This window comes from Lentzea sp. DG1S-22, from assembly GCF_036321065.1.
In the GTDB taxonomy this organism is placed as follows: Bacteria; Actinomycetota; Actinomycetes; order Mycobacteriales; family Pseudonocardiaceae; genus Lentzea; species Lentzea jiangxiensis.
This window is the reverse complement of the sequence record NZ_CP143276.1, coordinates 4,251,899-4,267,278: the sequence shown is the minus strand read 5'-3', so window position 1 is coordinate 4,267,278 and position 15,380 is coordinate 4,251,899. Positions and strand designations below refer to the sequence as shown.

Here is a 15,380-nt window from a genome sequence, read left to right as displayed (position 1 = left end):
TCCGCTCGGGCAGCTACATGAACAGGGGGATCGGGTTCAGCTCGTCGTACCGGTGTGGCCGGGTCAGTCGCCCCAGTTGTACCGGCACGTCGTAGAGGCGCCCTTGAGCGAACCTCGACCAGAAGTGCCGCAGCCCCGGCACGACCACCCGGACGACCGGCAACCCGAGGTCAGGCCTGGTCTGGTCGAGGACCAGCAGCTCCATCCCGCGGTCCTCGAGGGTGGCGCGGATGGCGTGGACGTCGTCGACCAGGTCCTCGCGGTGCGTGTAGCCGTGGTGCAGGGCGACGCGCGCCGGCTCGGCCGGGTCGGGGACGAGCCACGGGTGGTCCGCGATCGTGGCGTTCTCGAACCAGCGCCGGACGTCCACGTCGAGACCGCCCGTGCCGGTGGACCCGCACACCATCGGCATGCACTGGTTGAGCTCGGTGAGCGCCCGGCGCGCGGCGATCCGCGGGTCGAGGTGCGCCCCGCAGCCGAGCACGATGTCCTCGCGCGGGCCGCCGCCGGTGCGGCGTGACAGCGCGACCATCACCGGCACGCCGAGATCCGCCGTCACGTCGAGCAGCCACACCTCGCGGCCGAGGCTCGCGTGCACCTCGCGGTTCCGCGTGATCCACGAATCGTGGAACGAGTCCAGGTCCATGCCCGGTGCCGCCGTGCGGTTGTACCACCAGATGGCGACGGCGTCGCGTTCGACGAGCTCCAGGAGCCCCTGCAGCACGGCGTCTTCCAGGCTGCTGCCCGCGGCGCACCCGTTGGAGTTCGCTCTCACGCTCGGCGGACAGGGGGCGCCGAAGTAGAGCATGCCGGTGGGCAGGAGCTTGTGCCGCTGCCCGGTGAGCGACCACAGCGGTGTCCAGTCCATCACCTCGTCCTCGTCGAACGGGGTGGTGACGTGCTGGAAGTCCGAGTGCGCCGCGTTCCACCGCTCGCGGCCGGTGAACTGGTGCGGGTGGTAGTGCTGGACGGTGTCGGGGTGGATCGCCCGGCCGGTCAGCGACCGGTAGCTGCCGCTCACCCGGGCCTCGTCGCCGACGTACACGCCGCTGCGTCGTTCCACGGCCTCGCACAGCGCCCCGACGCGGGCGTCGAGAGCGGTGACGCCCTTGCCGCCGGTGTCCGCGCGCAGCGCCGAACGCAGCCCCTCGATGCCTTCCCCGGCGGCGACGTTCGAGCCGGAGCGGAAGGAGTTGAAGAACGCGGGGCCGTTGTCGTCGCGGCGGATCTCCTTCACGATGCCGGTGACCGGGCCCACCAGGTGCCGGTAGGTGTCGAGCACCTCCTGCGGTGGTGACGACCGGTGGCCGCCGCCGTCGCTGGAGTGCTTCGCGCGGCTCGTGAGCTCGACCGGCTCGAACGCCCTGCGCGCGACGACCCCGGGGTCGCCACAGCCCGAGCACTGGGGGCGGACCCGCACGTCGTGCTGCGAGACCTGCATGGTCAGGCTGTCGTAGCTCCAGATGGTCCGCTGCGCGTCCTGGCGGATGCCGGCGAGCCACTTGGCCGTCTCCACCGAGGCGATCTCCAGCGCCATCGCGGTGAGCGACGGCAGGCCGATGGCGGGCCGTGGAGCGGGACCCTGTTGCCCGCACCGCCGCCGCACGTGTGCCTCGGCTTTGCGGTTCGCCGACAACCGGACCGCCAGGCATCGCCAGCACGGACCGTCGCCGGGGGTGAAGAACGGGCCGACGGACACCTCCGCGCCCACGGGCTTGACCAGCAGCCAGGGCTTGCCGGTCATCCGGTGCGCCTCGTCGATGTCGCGCAGTTCGGGTGCCAGGTAATCGGCACAGGCGACGACCGTCAGGTCACCACCCCGAGGGGTGACCATGAGTTCGTTGCGGTGCAGGGCGTCCACGAGCGAGTCGTGGGCGATGTCACCGATCGTGACGACGGAGACGAGCGACGTCGTTGTCGCCGCCACCGCGTCCGCGGAGTCGAGGCCCGCCGCGTCCCAGTAGGCGAGCGTGGCCTCGGTCGTGGCTGAACCGTCCTCCTCACCGCGTGGCCCGATCAGGCCCGCCGCGGCGAGCCTGGTGAGCATGCGGCCGACCGTGTCGGCCGTCAGGCCGACGGGCAGGTCGCGCAGCACGGCGGCGAGGTCACGAGTGCCGTCGAGCAGCGGTGCGAGCGACTCGACGTGGGAACCCTGGATCGCGGTGACCCCGGTTTCCCCGATCAGGTACACGGCCTCGCCCTGGACGATCTGCGGTCGCAGGTGGCGCCGGAACCCGATGCGTTGTTCGTGCGGTTCAGCCAGTTCGGGTGTCATGCAGCGAGGACCTCGTCCTGCACGCGGTACGCGCTGCCCGGCGCCGTGGCCGTCCAGCCGACCCCGATGAACCAGTCCATCGAGGCCTCGCGGTCGAACTGGTAGATCTTCATGTCGTCGGAGTCGTCCGCGGTGACGACGGAAGAATGCAGGTGCTCGACGTTGGCGGTGGGGTGCATGGTCAGCTCCGGGGTTTGGGGTGATTTGTTGTGGGTAAGCATGCGGACCGGTGTTGATGTCCCGGTAGTTACTGACTAATGCGCCGCCGTATGAAGTTTTCATACCCCTCGCGGGCAGAACTCATCTGACATCGGTGGTCCGTGCACTAACGCGCCCCCGTTGGGCCGAGCAGACTAGTGGCGTGCTCGGAACCGAAGGAGGAGTCGCGATGCAGATCAAGGTTTTGGGGCCTGTCGAGGCCGTGCTGAACGGTCGCTCGGTGACTCCCACCGCGGCCAAGCCGCGGCAGATCCTGGCGCTCCTGGCACTGAACTCCAGGCAGGTCGTCTCCGTGCCCACCCTGGTGGAGGAGCTGTGGGGCGACCGGCCGCCGCGCAGTGCCCGCACCACCCTGCAGACCTACATCCTCCAGCTGCGCAAGCTGATCGGAGACGCGCTGTCGTCGCTCGGCGAGAACGGCGCGAAGGAGGTGCTCGTCACCCGTTACGGCGGCTACCTGCTCGACGTGCCGCCGGAGTCCGTCGACGTGCACGAGTTCGAACGCCTCGGCCGCGCCGGCCAGCAGGCCTACGACGTCGAGGACTACGCCAGCGCCTCCCGGCTGCTGCGGCAGGCGCTGGACATGTGGCGCGGCACGGCCGTGGTGGACGTGCGGCCGGGGATGCCGCTCGGCATCGAGGTCGTGCGCCTGGAGGAGGCGCGCCTGAGCGCCCTGGAGACGCGCATCGACGCGGAGATGCGGATGGGCAAGCACACGGTGTTGCTCAGCGAGCTCTCCGTGCTGAGCGTGCAGAACCCGATGAACGAGAACCTCTGCGCGCAGTACATGATCTCGCTGTTCCGCGCCGGCCGGCAGTGGCAGGCGCTCGACGCGTTCAAGGCCCTGCACACCACGCTGAACCGGGAGCTCGGCGTCGAGCCCTCGTCGCGCCTGCAACTGTTGCAGCACGCCATTCTCACGTCCGACCCGCGACTGGACAGCACGGAAACCCTCCAGTTGCAACGTCTTCTCGCCTGATCGTCGTTCCGCGTTCCCCGGCTCCCGCCGAGCGGGGCCGCGCGTCAGACCCGAGCTCATTTCCAGCGGCTCCCGCCACACCGTGGCGGGAGCCGTTTTCGCTGCGCCGGGAAGGTTTTCTTCGAGGGCATCTCCAGCGGCCCACTGCCGAGCGCTGACAACCTCGGACATGGGCGTGCGGAAACCGCCCGCTGGACGAAAGGAAACTAGCCGTGAGCGCACTGACCATCGAGGGTCTCCAGGAGATCCTCAACGAGGCCGCGGGCGACGACGACTCGTTCAAGCCGGGCCAGGACATCCTCGACATCCCGTTCCTCGAGCTGGGCTTCGACTCCCTTGCCCTGCTGGAGACGGTCGCGCTGATCAAGCGCAAGCACGGTGCCTCCATCGCCGACGACGAGATGGCGTACATCGAGACGCCACGTCAGCTGCTGGACAAGGTCAACGGACAGATCGCGGCCTGACGCCGGCGACTCGGAATCGGAGACGGACATGACGCACACCACCACGCACACGGTCATGATCGGGGCTCCCGCCAAGGTGGTGTACGACCTGGTCGCGGACGTGACGACCTGGCCGTACATCTTCGGACCCACGGTGCACGCCGAGGTGTTCGAACGGGACGGCTCGACGGAACGGTTGCGGTTGCACGCGTTCGCCAACGGTGACGTGCGCACGTGGACGTCCCGGCGAGAGCTCGACCCGGCGAACCTGCACATCTCCTTCGAGCAGGAGCGTTCGGCCGCACCCGTGAAGACGATGGGTGGGGAGTGGCGGATCGTCCCGATCGCCGACTCGGCGACTCGGGTCGATCTGCTCCACCACTTCACGGCGGCGCAGCCGGAGGCGGTCGACCTCATCCTGAACGCCGTCAACAACAACAGCGACGCCGAGCTCGCCGCCCTCAAGCGGGCGGCCGAGTACGGCGACGACTACGACAAGCTGGTGCTGTCGTTCTCCGACAGCATCACGATCCAGGCGGGCCGCGAGGACGTCTACGAGTTCCTGTACCGCTCGGACCTGTGGCCGCAGCGGCTGCCGCACGTGGCGCGCCTGGACCTCACCGAGGCCGTCACCGGGGTGCAGTCCATGGAGATGGACACCCGCAGCCCGGACGGGTCGATCCACACCACGCACTCGGTGCGGGTCTGCACCCCGTACGAGGGCATCGTCTACAAGCAGACGCACACGCCGCCGATCATGGCGGCGCACGTCGGCCGGTGGACGTTCCGGGACCTCGCCGACGGTGCCGGCATCGAGGCGACCTCGCACCACACGGTCGTCATCCGGCCGGAGGTCGTCCCCGAGGTGCTGGGGGCCGACGGCACGGTCGAGCGCGCTCGCGAGCTCATCCGCACCGCGCTGGGCACCAACAGCCTCACGACGCTGCGACACGCCAAGGAATTCGCCGAAAACGGATGAGGTGACGCGATGGGGTCGGGTGGCGCGGACTTGCTCATCGCCGCTGCACGCGCCGCAAGCCGCAACGGGCTCTACGTGGTGGCCATGTACCTGGAGAAGGCCGCGATCGAACACCAGCGCAACGGATGTCCCGCGGAGGTGGGGCACTGCGCTCATGAGATCGAGGCCTCCCGAGTCCTGCTGTCGGGCTTCTGAAGACCGAGGCGCGGAGGCCGGATGAAGCTCTACGACGTGTCGCTGCGCCGCCCCGGCCTGTCCACTTCGGACCGGCTGGTCGCGGTGCGGCGCCTCGACGCGCTCGGGGTCGCGTTCGTCGACGGAGGCCGGCCGGCACGGCGGTTCTACCGCCGTGCCGCGATCGAGCTCCGGCTGCGGACCGCCACCCTCATCGCCTCCGGTGCTCCGGAGGACCTCACCGCACTGATCACCGCGGAGACCCCCGTGGTGGCGATAGTTGTCCAAGGGCACGGCTTCTCGGAGGTCCGCGAAGCCGTGCGCCGACTCGTGCGCGCCGGACGACGAGTGGTCGTCGAGGCGCGGGACTTCTTCGACGGCTGGCTGAGCGACCCCGAACACGCTTTGGAGGTCGTTCTGACCGCCGCGGAGGCTGGGGCGGAGACCGTGTTGCTGCACGACACCGCGGGCGGGCTGTGGCCGGACCAGATCGGCGAGATCGTCGAGACGATCGCGGAAACCGGTGTGCCCGTCGGCTTCGGATGTCACGACGACGGTGGCTCGGCGGCGAAACAGCTGTTCGCGACCGAGGCCGGGGCCGGACTCGTACAGGGGTCCTACGCCGTAGTTCGAGGTGGCCTCGATCGGGCCGTCTCACCATCGGTTCATTCGGCAGAGACAGGTATCGCTCCCGTGCCCTGTCCGAGATTGGAGCAGACCATGTCCGCACAGAAGGCGATTGGAGGTGTCCGATGAGTCGTCGCGCCGTCATCACCGGGGTGGGCGTGGTCGCACCTGGTGGCATAGGAACGAAGGCGTATTGGAAACTGCTGTCCGAAGGGCGTACGGCGACTCGCACCATCACGCACTTCGACGCGTCTCCGTACCGCTCCCGCATGGCGGGGGAAGCAGATTTCGACCCAGTGCGCGAAGGCCTGACGCCGCAGGAGATCCGCCGGCTCGACCGCGCGGCTCAGTTCGCCGTCGTCGCGGGCCGTGAGGCGATGGCCGACTCCGGCATCGAGTTCGACCAGCTCGACCCCGGCCGCATCGGGGTCTCGCTCGGCACCGCGGTCGGCTGCACGACCTCGCTGGAGCGCGAGTTCATCGTCGGCTCCGACCGGGGCAAGTACTGGGAGGTCGACCAGTCCTACGCCGTCCCGCACCTCTACGACTACTTCACGCCGTCCTCGATGGCGACGGAGCTGGCGTGGACGGTCGGCGCGGAGGGACCGGTCTCCGTGGTCTCCACGGGCTGCACCTCCGGTCTCGACTCGGTCGGCTACGCGGCCGAGCTGATCATGGAGGGCTCCGCGGACGTCGTCGTCACCGGCGGCACCGAGGCCCCGCTCTCCCCGATCACCGTGGTGTGCTTCGACGTGATCCGCGCGTCCAGCACCCGCAACGACGACCCCACCTCGGCGTGCCGGCCGTTCGACAAGACCCGCGACGGCCTGGTGCTGGGCGAGGGTTGCGCGATCATCGTGCTCGAGGAGCTGGAGCACGCACGGGCTCGCGGCGCGCACATCTACGGTGAGATCGGCGGCTTCGCCTCGCGGTGCAACGCCTACCACATGACGGGCCTGCACCCCGAGGGCATCGAGATGTCCGACGCCATTAACATCGCGCTGAAGCAGGCGCGGGCGGACGCCACGGACGTCGGCTACATCAACGCGCACGGGTCGGGCACCAAGCAGAACGACCTGCACGAGACGGCCGCGTTCAAGCGTTCGTTGGGTGCGCACGCGTACAAGACCCCGGTCTCCGGCTTCAAGTCGATGATCGGGCACTCGCTGGGTGCGATCGGGTCCCTGGAGATCGTCGGCTCGCTGCTGGCGTTCGAGCAGGACCTCATCCCGCCGACGGCGAACCTGCACGAGCCGGATCCCGAGTGCGACCTCGATTACACGCCGCTGGTCGCGCGCGAGAAGAAGGTCAACACGGTCCTCACCGTGGGCAGTGGTTTCGGTGGATTCCAGAGCGCCATGGTGCTCAAGAAGGTGGAAGGGGCAGGCCGGTGACTCGTGCGGTGGTGACGGGAATCGGCATCGCCTCGCCGACCGGGCTGGGGCCGACCGCGTACTGGCGGGCGACCCTGCAGGGCGAGGCGGCGATCAAGCCGATCACCCGGTTCGACAGCGCCAACTACTGGGCGAAGATCGCCGGTGAGGTGCCGGGCTTCGAGGCAGGCCGGCACCTGCAGGGCCGGCTCCTGCCGCAGACGGACCACATGACGCGGTTGACGCTGGTGGGCACCGACTGGGCGTTGCGCGGCGCGGGTGTGCAGCCGAACGACATCCCGGACACCGACATCGCGGTGATCACCGCCGCGACGGCCGGCGGGTACGAGTTCGGTCAGCGCGAGCTGCAGAAGCTGTGGCACCAGGGCCCGGAGTACGTCTCGGCGTACCAGTCGTTCGCGTGGTTCTACGCGGTCAACACGGGCCAGATCTCCATCCGGCACGGCACGCGCGGTCCCGGCGCGGTCGTGGTGTCCGAGCAGGCCGGTGGCATCGACTCCATCGGCCACGCCCGGCGCCAGCTGCGCAAGGGCGTCCAGCTCGCGCTGACCGGCGGCATGGACTCCTCCCTGTGCCCGTGGGCGTGGGTCGCCCACCAGGCGTCGGGACGCCTGTCGCGCAACAACAACCCGAAGCGCGCCTACCTGCCGTTCGACCGCGACGCAGCCGGCTACGTCGCGGGCGAGGGCGGCGCGATCATGGTGGTCGAGACGCCGGAGTCGGCGGCCGGCCGTCCCGGAACGCGCATCTACGGCGAGATCGTCGGGTACGCCTCGACGTTCGACTCGAAGATGCCGTCGCGGGAGCCCGGCCTCAAGCGCGCGGCCGAGCTCGCCCTGCGCGACGCCGGCATGGACGCCTCGGAGATCGACGTGGTGTTCGCCGACGCGGCGGGCATCCCGGAGCTCGACAAGGCGGAGGCCGACGCGATCAAGGCGATCTTCGGGCCGTACGGCGTGCCGGTGACGGCGCCGAAGACGATGACGGGCCGCCTGTTCGCCGGTGGTGGCTCCCTCGACGTGGCGTCGGCGATCCTCTCCATCTACTGGAGCGCGATCCCGCCGACCATCAACGTCGAGAACCTCGTGCCGGAGTACGAGCTCGACCTCGTCATGAACGAGGCTCGGCACGGCAAGATCAAGGCCGCGCTGGTGCTCGGACGCGGCAAGGGCGGCTACAACTCCGCCATGGTGGTTCGCGAATACAGGTGATGTCGTGCCTCGGGGGCCGTGGGGGTTTTTCTCTCACGGCCCCCGAGCCGTTTCTGGAGGCGACTTGTGGACGTAGCACTGATGTTTCCCGGGCAGGGGTCGCAGTACCCGCGGATGGCGGCCTCCCTGTACGGCACGGACGCCGTGTTCACCTCGGTGGCCGACGAGGTGTTCGAGCTCTTCGGCGAGGTCGGCTCGGTCGCCTGCGAGGACTGGCTGTCCGGCGCCGACATCGACCACGTGTCCCGCGCACAGCCGTTGCTGTTCGCGGTCGACTACGCGCTGGGCCGCACCGTCCTGTCGTGGGGCGTGGAGCCCGTCGCGCTGATCGGCCACTCCGCCGGCGAGGTCGTCGCGGCGACGCTGGCGGGCGTGTTCTCGCTGGAGGAAGCCGTGTCCCTGGTGCGCGACCGCGTGCTGTCCGCCGTGCCCATCCCGTCCGGTGGCATGCTCGCCGTCGCCGCCTCCGAGGCCGACCTGCTGCCGTACCTGGAGGGCGACGTGGCGATCGCCGCCGTGAACTCGGCCCGGCAGACGATGCTGGCGGGCTCCGACGGGCCGCTGGCACGCGTGCGGGCACGGCTGGAGGCGGACGAGTACGTCGTCGTGACGGTGCCGGCGTCGACGCCGTTCCACAGCCCGGCGATGCAGCCCGCCGTCGACGAGGCGCTGGCGTCGTGGAGCGCTTCGCCCGTGGCGCCGTCGATGCCGCTGTACTCCGGCTACACGGGCAAGCTGATGACCGAGGAGGACGCGCTGTCCCCGCGGTTCTGGACCCGCCAGCTGACCGACGCCGTCTACTTCGGACCGGCGCTCACCGAGCTGGTGGCGATGTACGACGTGCTGCTGGTGGAGGCGGGGCCGGGCCAGACGCTGACGTCGTTCGCGCGCCGCACGAAGGCCGTGCGGTCCGGTGCCTCGCAGGTGCTGCCGCTGCTGGACGCCGCCGACTCCGTCGAGACCGCACGCGCTCGTCTGGTGTGAGCTCGTGAACCACAAGGGCCGCCCTCCTCCCGGAGAGCGGCCCTTGAGCGCTGCTAGTCGATGCCGCGGACGATGTGGTCTTCGTTCTCGGGTGGCCATGTGTCGCTGTTTTCCATACCTGCGAAGGTAAGTACGGTGATTCAGCTCTCACTTGAGGTCTGGTCGTCGAGCAGGGCCACGGCCCTCGTCCAGCCCGCTCCGGCGCCCTTGATCTTGACCGGGAACGCGACGACGGTGAACCCGAAGTCCGGCAGGGCGTCGAGGTTCGCCAGGCGTTCGATCTGGCAGTACTCGCGGTCGCGGCCGGCGAAGTGCGCGGGCCACAGCACGCTCTCGTCCTTCGTCTGCAGGTAGCGCTTGACGATGTCCGGGAACGGCGCGTCGAGGCTGAACGCGTCGGTCGCGATCACCTTGACCCCGAGGTCCAGCAGGAAGTTCGTGGCGGGGCCGTCGAGTCCGGTGTAGTCGGTGAAGTAGGTCTGGGTGCCCGCGTGCTCGGCGGCGCCGGTGTCGAGGATGACGATGTCCATCGGCTTCGGCGTGTAGCCGATGCGCGCGAACTCCTTCTCGAGCACCTCGACGCCGATGACGCCGGTGCCGTGGCCGCGCACGTCGAGCTTCACGCCGGGGTTGTGGAACCACTCCAGCGGCATCTCGTCGATGTGGCGCGGGATCCCGTTGCCGTACGTGGTCTTCGAGCCGTAGTGCGACGGCGCGTCGACGTGCGTGCCGGTGTGGGAGGTGAGGCTGATCCGGTCCAGCGTGAGGAACTCGGAGTCCCGCAGCACGGAGACGTCGAACTCGATGCCGAGCCGCGCCTCGAGCTGCTCGGCCATGTGTTCCGCGCCCTGGGCGGCCGTGAGCACCTCGTGCGTCACCGGGTCCGCTTCGTACGCGGATGCGTCAATGTGGGAAGACAGATCGATGATGCGCATGGAGCAGAGCTTGGCGGGCGTTCCTTGAGCACGTCTCAAGACGCGGTGTGCATGGTTTTACCGAGAAACAAAGGAAAATCACTGACACCGCTGCATCAGGGGAGTGCCACCTCATGATCACCTTCCTCAACCGCTTCACGCTCACCGGTGACCCCGAGGAGTTCGAGAAGGCCTTCGACGAGACGGCGGCCTTCCTGCGCGAGCAGCCGGGCCTGATCGAGTACACGCTCTCGCGCCAGCTCGACGACCCGGCCTCCTACATCAACATCGCGCTGTGGGAGAGCGCCGACGCCCTGCGCGCCGCCCTGGCGCACCCGGACTTCGGCAACCACGCCAAGGCGATGCGCGGCCTCGCCGAGTCCTCGGGCGCCATCTACAACCCGCGCCTGTCGTTCGAAGCCTGATCATGGGTCCACTGGACGGACTGGAGGTCGTCGAGTTCGGCGGCATCGGCCCCGGTCCGCACGGCGCGATGCTGCTCGCGGACCTCGGCGCGACGGTCACGCGCGTCGAGCGCCCGTCCGGCGGGCTGTCCGTGGTGCCGGACGCCTCCCGCGACTTCCTGTTGCGCGGCAGGCGTTCGGTGGCCGCGGACCTCAAGTCGCCGGAGGGCCGGGCCGCGGTCCTGTCGCTCATCTCGTCCGCGGACGTGGTGATCGAGGGCTTCCGCCCCGGTGTGCTGGAACGGCTCGGGCTCGGGCCGTCCGACTGCCTCGCGGTCAACCCCGGCCTGGTCTACGCGCGGATGACCGGCTGGGGCCAGGACGGCCCGCTCGCCCAGCGCGCCGGCCACGACATCAACTACCTGTCGGTGACCGGAGTGCTGCACGCGATCGGCAAACCGCCGCTGAACCTCGTCGGCGACTTCGGCGGCGGATCGCTCTACCTGGTGCTGGGCGTGCTGGCGGCGTTGTGGGAGCGGCAGCGCACCGGGCGCGGCCAGGTCGTCGACGCGGCGATCGTCGACGGCGTGGCGTCGCTCGCGCAGATGATCTGGTCGATGAAGGCGCAGTCGGTGTGGCAGGACGCGCCGGACGCGAACCTGCTCGACGGCGGGTGCCCGTTCTACTCGATCTACGAGTGCGCGGACGGCCGTTCCGTCGCCGTGGGGTCGCTGGAACCGCAGTTCTACGCCCTGCTCCTGGCCGGGCTGGGGCTGAACGCCGCCGACCTGCCCGAGCAGATGGACCGCGACTCCTGGCCGTTGCTGCGCAAGACGTTCACCGAGGCGTTCCTGACCCGGACGCGCGACGAGTGGTCGGAGGTGTTCGCCTCGACCGACGCCTGCGTGACGCCGGTGCTGACGCTGCAGGAGGCGTCCTCGCACCCGCACCTGGCGGCCAGGGGGGTGTTCACGCAGGAAGGCGCCGCCGTTCCTGCGCCGCGCTTTTCCAGCGACTAGATTCGGTCTTCGTGGAACTGCGCATCTTCACCGAGCCCCAGCAGGGGGCGAGCTACGACGACCTGCTCCGCGTGGCGCGGACGGCCGAGGACGCCGGCTACGGCGCCTTCTTCCGCTCCGACCACTACCTCAAGATGGGGTCGGTCGACGGTCTGCCCGGCCCGACCGACCCGTGGATCACGTTCGCCGGACTCGCCCGCGACACGTCGACGATCCGCCTGGGCACGCTGATGACCGCCGCGACGTTCCGCCACCCCGGACCGCTCGCCATCAGCGTCGCCCAGGTCGACCAGATGTCCGGCGGCCGCGTGGAGTTCGGCATCGGCGCCGGCTGGTACGAGGCCGAGCACACCGCGTACGGCATCCCGTTCCCGGCGCTGGGGGAGCGCTTCGAGCGCTACGAGGAGCAGGTCGCGATCATCACCGGCCTGTGGGAGACCCCCGAGGGCGGCACGTTCTCGTTCGAGGGCAGGCACTACGCGCTCACCGACTCGCCCGCGCTGCCCAAGCCCGCGCAGGAACGCGTCCCGGTGCTGATCGGCGGCATGGGCGCCAAGCGCACCCCGGCGCTCGCCGCGTCCTACGCCACCGAGTTCAACCTGCCGTTCGTCGGCATCGACGCCGCGGTGGAGCAGTTCGGGCGCGTCGACGCCGCGTGTGAGGAGATCGGCCGCGACCCGGAGGAGCTCATCCGCTCCGTCGCGCTCGTCGCGTGCGTGGGCCGCACCGACGCCGACGTCGCCCGCCGTGCCGCCGCGATCGGCCGCGAGGTCGACGAGCTCAAGGAGAACGGCCTGGCCGGCACCCCGGCCGAGGTCGTCGACCGCATCGGGAAGTGGCGCGAGGCGACCGGTGTGCGGCGGGTGTACCTGCAGGTCCTCGACCTCGCCGACCTCGACCACATCACCGAGGTCGCGTCGGACGTGGCTCCCCAGCTCTGAGACGACGGACATCCGGGCATCAGGCGAGCGCTTCGCGGACCGCCGCCGGCATCGGCAGGACGTGCTTCGCGAACGGTCGCCGATGTCCGATGTACCGCAGCTGCAGGCCGGGGTCGTCGAGGTAGCGCTGCTCCAGCCCGCGCCGCCCCAGCACCAGCTCCAGCCCGCGCCCGAGCATCGACGGCGAGTCGAGGCCGAACCGCTCGCGCAGCACGTCCGCGGCGGCGTGGTCACCGAACTCCAGCGCCGCCCGCCGGACGGACTCGGCCGGCACCATCAGGTACTGCTCGTCCGCGCGCACGCCGTCGCGGTGCGGGATGCCGAGCGCGTCGAGCGCCTTCTGGTGCGCGCCGCCGTCGAGCCCGAGGAAGTACCGCTCCCACTCCGCGACCTGGATCTCGCCGGACCACGTGCGCACGGGCGCGGCCACCGCCACCGGCCCGGTCGACGTGGTGCCCGCCGCTGCCAGTGCCGTGACACCGGCAGCCGTGAACAACTGGCGTCGGGACAGCCTCACGACGCACCCTCCTCCGCAGGCCCCGAAGGAGAACTCCGCCGCTCCCCGCCGCAGGGCTACGGAATGCTAGCGAAGGTGATACCCGCGGCGACGGGGCCGGAGCGGGTCACAGTGCGGTCCGTCAGGGGGAGCGTGCCGTCGAGCGCCGCGAGCACGGAGTCACGGGCGATCGGCAGCACCTCCGCGACGGTGACGTCGCGGCCCAGCTCGTGCGAGAGAGAAGCGACGCCCGCGTCCTTGATGCCGCACGGGATGATGTCGTCGAACGCGTCGAGGCTCGCGTTGCAGTTGATCTCGAAGCCGTGCATGGTCACACCGCGCTGCACCCGGATGCCGATCGCGGCGACCTTGCGCTCCGGACCCCTGTCGTCGGCGGGCAGCCACACGCCGCTGCGGCCCTCGACCCGGCCGGTGTGCACGCCGAGCTTGTCGCAGACGTCGATCAGGCCCTGCTCGACGCGCCGCACGTACTCCACGACGTCGATCGGGTCGGCGAGCTTGACGATCGGGTAGCCGACCAGCTGGCCGGGGCCGTGCCAGGTGATCTTGCCGCCGCGGTCGACGTCGACGACCGGGGTGTCACCACCGCGCGGGCGCTCCTCGTCGAGGGTGCGCCGGCCGCAGGTGTAGACGGGCGGGTGCTCGAGCAGCAGCAGCGTGTCCGGGGTGGTGCCGGCGGCACGCGCCTCGGCGATCTCCTTCTGCAGGTCCCACGCCGCCATGTAGTCGATGAGCCCCAGCTCACGGATGACGACGGGGTCTGACGAGGTGCGGCACGAGTTCACGACCCGACGTTACCAACCCCAGAGCGGTGGCCGCCAAGAGTCCGACGCCCGTCACACCCAGCGCCGCGCCGAGGACGTCGGTGACCCAGTGCATCTCCAGCACGACCCTCGCGAACCCGGCCACCAGCACCGCGAGCACGGCCCACAGAACCCCGCGCCGGAGCAGCACGACCAGGGTGAAGCAGACCGACGCGACCGCCACCGTGTGCCCGCTCGGGTAGCTCGGCAGGTGGTACTCGACGGGGCGGACGCGGTCGAAGAGGAACCGCGTGAAGATCGTCGCGCAGCACAGGGCGTGCAGCGCGAGCGCCTTCCACAGCCGCGGGTCGCGCCGCCGCCAGGCCAGCACGGACAGCACCGCCGCGAACGCCCACCCGACCGTCGGCCCCAGGACCAGGCTCACCGCGAACGCCGCCGCTCGCAGCCAGTCCGGTCTCGGCAGCACGTCGTGCGCCCAGACGTCGAGCGCCGTCGTCTCCGGCAGACCCAGCAGGATCCACGAGATCACCAGTACCGCGGCGAACGCACGAGTCATGCGACCGCCGCGCTCAGGGCGGACGGCAGCGCCGGGTGCAGGAACGGGAACCCGTGCGCCTCCAGCACCCCCGGCGTGAGGCCGGGACCGCTCAGCAGCAGTTCCTGCGCCATCTCACCGCCGAGCAGCGTCTTCAGCGCGAACGCCGGGACGACCCACGGCGTCGGCCGGTTCAGCGCCGCACCGGCCGCCTTGGTGAACTCGGCGTTCGTCACCGGGGTGGGCGCGGCGACGTTGACCGGGCCACGGATCTCCTGGTGTTCGGTGACGAACCGGTAGGCGGACACGACGTCGTCCAGCGACACCCACGGGAAGAACTGCTCACCGGTCCCGAGCTTGCCGCCGAGGAAGAACTGGAACACCGGCTTCAACCGGCCGAACACGCCACCCGACGGGGAGATGACGACAGCGGTGCGCATCAGCACCACCCGGACGCCACCCGCCTGGGCCGCGGACGTCGCCGCCTCCCAGTCCTGCGTCAGCCGCGCCATGTAGGTGTGCCCGGCCGGCGCGTCCTCGTCCACGAGCCGAGAACCGGTGTCGCCGTAGAAGTGGGCGCCGGAGGAGTTGATGAGCGCGGGCACGCCGTGCTCGACGACCGCCGCCGACAGCACCTCGGTCGGGACGACCCTGCTGTCGTGCAGGACCTGCTTGCGCGCGTCGTCCCACCGCTTGTCGCCGATGCCCGCGCCGCACAGGTTGATGACGGCGTCGACGCCGTCGAACGTGCCCTCGTCGACGCGGCCCGCGTACGGGTCCCAGCCGCGTTCGTCGGGGGCGGCGGCTTTGCGGCGCACCAGTCGCAGCACCTCGTGACCCGCGGCGCGCATGGACGCGACCAGGCTCGTGCCGATCAGGCCGGACGATCCCGCGATGACGACTCGCATGCCTAGATCGTTCCGCACCGGACCATTCCGTGCACAGTGGCACGAATGTGCCGAAGGCCACCCCGGGCGGACCCGGGGTGGCCTTCACATCGG

Annotated in this window: 17 protein-coding genes and 1 pseudogene; 11 read left to right on the top strand and 7 right to left on the bottom strand. The window is 70.2% G+C overall.

Going from position 1 to position 15,380, the window contains the following annotated elements; translation table 11 throughout:
- Nucleotides 1–13: 13 nt before the first annotated feature.
- Together V1227_RS19300 and V1227_RS19295 are read right to left on the bottom strand one after the other, a co-directional pair.
- On the bottom strand, nucleotides 14–2,275 hold the full coding sequence (locus V1227_RS19300; protein WP_329787021.1) for a TOMM precursor leader peptide-binding protein: 2,262 nt from the start codon (nucleotides 2,273–2,275) through the stop codon (nucleotides 14–16).
- Nucleotides 2,272–2,454, bottom strand: coding sequence for a hypothetical protein (locus V1227_RS19295; protein WP_329787020.1), 183 nt, complete (start codon nucleotides 2,452–2,454; stop codon nucleotides 2,272–2,274). Before V1227_RS19295 ends, V1227_RS19300 begins: the two co-directional genes overlap by 4 nt.
- 209 nt (nucleotides 2,455–2,663) lie before the next feature.
- Here V1227_RS19295 and V1227_RS19290 point away from each other — a divergent pair, with 209 nt between their 5' ends.
- The 8 genes and pseudogenes from V1227_RS19290 (at nucleotide 2,664) to V1227_RS19255 (ending at nucleotide 9,285) form a co-directional block, all read left to right on the top strand.
- Nucleotides 2,664–3,473, top strand: coding sequence for an AfsR/SARP family transcriptional regulator (locus V1227_RS19290; RefSeq protein ID WP_329787019.1), 810 nt, complete (start codon nucleotides 2,664–2,666; stop codon nucleotides 3,471–3,473).
- 212 nt (nucleotides 3,474–3,685) lie between these two features.
- On the top strand, nucleotides 3,686–3,937 hold the full coding sequence (locus tag V1227_RS19285; RefSeq protein WP_329787018.1) for an acyl carrier protein: 252 nt from the start codon (nucleotides 3,686–3,688) through the stop codon (nucleotides 3,935–3,937).
- A gap of 28 nt (nucleotides 3,938–3,965) precedes the next feature.
- Complete coding sequence (locus tag V1227_RS19280) at nucleotides 3,966–4,895, top strand: aromatase/cyclase (RefSeq protein WP_329787017.1); 930 nt, start codon at nucleotides 3,966–3,968, stop codon at nucleotides 4,893–4,895.
- Between the two features lie 9 nt (nucleotides 4,896–4,904).
- Nucleotides 4,905–5,090 (top strand): hypothetical protein, encoded by a 186-nt coding sequence (locus V1227_RS19275; RefSeq protein ID WP_236223580.1) that lies wholly within the window; start codon nucleotides 4,905–4,907, stop codon nucleotides 5,088–5,090.
- A 21-nt stretch (nucleotides 5,091–5,111) separates the two neighbouring features.
- A pseudogene (locus V1227_RS19270) lies at nucleotides 5,112–5,726 on the top strand (hypothetical protein); the annotation flags it as partial.
- Nucleotides 5,727–5,821: 95 nt separating this feature from the next.
- Nucleotides 5,822–7,090 carry a beta-ketoacyl-[acyl-carrier-protein] synthase family protein gene (locus V1227_RS19265; RefSeq protein WP_329787015.1) on the top strand — a complete coding sequence of 423 codons (1,269 nt, stop codon included), beginning with the start codon at nucleotides 5,822–5,824 and terminating at the stop codon, nucleotides 7,088–7,090.
- Nucleotides 7,087–8,301 (top strand): ketosynthase chain-length factor, encoded by a 1,215-nt coding sequence (locus V1227_RS19260; protein WP_329787014.1) that lies wholly within the window; start codon nucleotides 7,087–7,089, stop codon nucleotides 8,299–8,301. The genes V1227_RS19265 and V1227_RS19260 overlap by 4 nt, the downstream gene beginning before the upstream one ends.
- A gap of 81 nt (nucleotides 8,302–8,382) precedes the next feature.
- A complete protein-coding gene (locus V1227_RS19255; protein ID WP_329787013.1) occupies nucleotides 8,383–9,285 on the top strand; it encodes an acyltransferase domain-containing protein in 903 nt (300 codons plus the stop codon).
- A 140-nt stretch (nucleotides 9,286–9,425) separates the two neighbouring features.
- Here the strand turns inward: V1227_RS19255 and V1227_RS19250 are convergent, their stop codons facing one another.
- The gene (locus V1227_RS19250; RefSeq protein WP_329787012.1) at nucleotides 9,426–10,220 is read right to left on the bottom strand and encodes a cyclase family protein; all 795 of its coding nucleotides are present in this window, start codon (nucleotides 10,218–10,220) and stop codon (nucleotides 9,426–9,428) included.
- Between the two features lie 113 nt (nucleotides 10,221–10,333).
- Between V1227_RS19250 and V1227_RS19245 the strand changes: the two genes are divergently transcribed.
- The 3 genes from V1227_RS19245 to V1227_RS19235 are packed head-to-tail and all read left to right on the top strand — an operon-like array spanning nucleotide 10,334 to nucleotide 12,563.
- On the top strand, nucleotides 10,334–10,624 hold the full coding sequence (locus V1227_RS19245) for an antibiotic biosynthesis monooxygenase family protein (protein ID WP_236223574.1): 291 nt from the start codon (nucleotides 10,334–10,336) through the stop codon (nucleotides 10,622–10,624).
- Nucleotides 10,624–11,622: a CaiB/BaiF CoA transferase family protein gene (locus tag V1227_RS19240; RefSeq protein ID WP_329794061.1), complete on the top strand. Its 999-nt coding sequence runs from the start codon at nucleotides 10,624–10,626 to the stop codon at nucleotides 11,620–11,622. Before V1227_RS19245 ends, V1227_RS19240 begins: the two co-directional genes overlap by 1 nt.
- A gap of 11 nt (nucleotides 11,623–11,633) precedes the next feature.
- Nucleotides 11,634–12,563 (top strand): LLM class F420-dependent oxidoreductase, encoded by a 930-nt coding sequence (locus tag V1227_RS19235; protein WP_329787011.1) that lies wholly within the window; start codon nucleotides 11,634–11,636, stop codon nucleotides 12,561–12,563.
- Between the two features lie 19 nt (nucleotides 12,564–12,582).
- Here the strand turns inward: V1227_RS19235 and V1227_RS19230 are convergent, their stop codons facing one another.
- Genes V1227_RS19230 through V1227_RS19215 form a run of 4 tightly spaced genes read right to left on the bottom strand, consistent with a single transcriptional unit; the run spans nucleotide 12,583 to nucleotide 15,287 of the window.
- Nucleotides 12,583–13,080: a hypothetical protein gene (locus V1227_RS19230; RefSeq protein WP_329787010.1), complete on the bottom strand. Its 498-nt coding sequence runs from the start codon at nucleotides 13,078–13,080 to the stop codon at nucleotides 12,583–12,585.
- 56 nt (nucleotides 13,081–13,136) lie between these two features.
- Entirely contained in the window at nucleotides 13,137–13,865 is a 729-nt protein-coding gene (gene lipB, locus V1227_RS19225) for a lipoyl(octanoyl) transferase LipB (RefSeq protein WP_329787009.1), read from the bottom strand.
- The gene (locus V1227_RS19220) at nucleotides 13,822–14,400 is read right to left on the bottom strand and encodes a phosphatase PAP2 family protein (protein ID WP_329787008.1); all 579 of its coding nucleotides are present in this window, start codon (nucleotides 14,398–14,400) and stop codon (nucleotides 13,822–13,824) included. Before V1227_RS19220 ends, lipB begins: the two co-directional genes overlap by 44 nt.
- Complete coding sequence (locus tag V1227_RS19215) at nucleotides 14,397–15,287, bottom strand: TIGR01777 family oxidoreductase (RefSeq protein WP_329787007.1); 891 nt, start codon at nucleotides 15,285–15,287, stop codon at nucleotides 14,397–14,399. Before V1227_RS19215 ends, V1227_RS19220 begins: the two co-directional genes overlap by 4 nt.
- Nucleotides 15,288–15,380: the final 93 nt, after the last annotated feature.

Excerpts from the sequence above, each read along its gene's own strand:
- V1227_RS19300 (WP_329787021.1), bottom strand. The coding sequence starts at position 2,275 with ATGACACCCGAACTGGCTGAACCGCACGAACAACGCATCGGGTTCCGG.
- V1227_RS19245 (WP_236223574.1), top strand. The coding sequence starts at position 10,334 with ATGATCACCTTCCTCAACCGCTTCACGCTCACCGGTGACCCCGAGGAG.
- V1227_RS19290 (WP_329787019.1), top strand. The coding sequence starts at position 2,664 with ATGCAGATCAAGGTTTTGGGGCCTGTCGAGGCCGTGCTGAACGGTCGC.
- V1227_RS19275 (WP_236223580.1), top strand. The coding sequence starts at position 4,905 with ATGGGGTCGGGTGGCGCGGACTTGCTCATCGCCGCTGCACGCGCCGCA.
- V1227_RS19265 (WP_329787015.1), top strand. The coding sequence starts at position 5,822 with ATGAGTCGTCGCGCCGTCATCACCGGGGTGGGCGTGGTCGCACCTGGT.
- V1227_RS19220 (WP_329787008.1), bottom strand. The coding sequence starts at position 14,400 with ATGACTCGTGCGTTCGCCGCGGTACTGGTGATCTCGTGGATCCTGCTG.
- V1227_RS19280 (WP_329787017.1), top strand. The coding sequence starts at position 3,966 with ATGACGCACACCACCACGCACACGGTCATGATCGGGGCTCCCGCCAAG.
- V1227_RS19250 (WP_329787012.1), bottom strand. The coding sequence starts at position 10,220 with ATGCGCATCATCGATCTGTCTTCCCACATTGACGCATCCGCGTACGAA.
- V1227_RS19255 (WP_329787013.1), top strand. The coding sequence starts at position 8,383 with ATGTTTCCCGGGCAGGGGTCGCAGTACCCGCGGATGGCGGCCTCCCTG.
- V1227_RS19295 (WP_329787020.1), bottom strand. The coding sequence starts at position 2,454 with ATGCACCCCACCGCCAACGTCGAGCACCTGCATTCTTCCGTCGTCACC.
- V1227_RS19215 (WP_329787007.1), bottom strand. The coding sequence starts at position 15,287 with ATGCGAGTCGTCATCGCGGGATCGTCCGGCCTGATCGGCACGAGCCTG.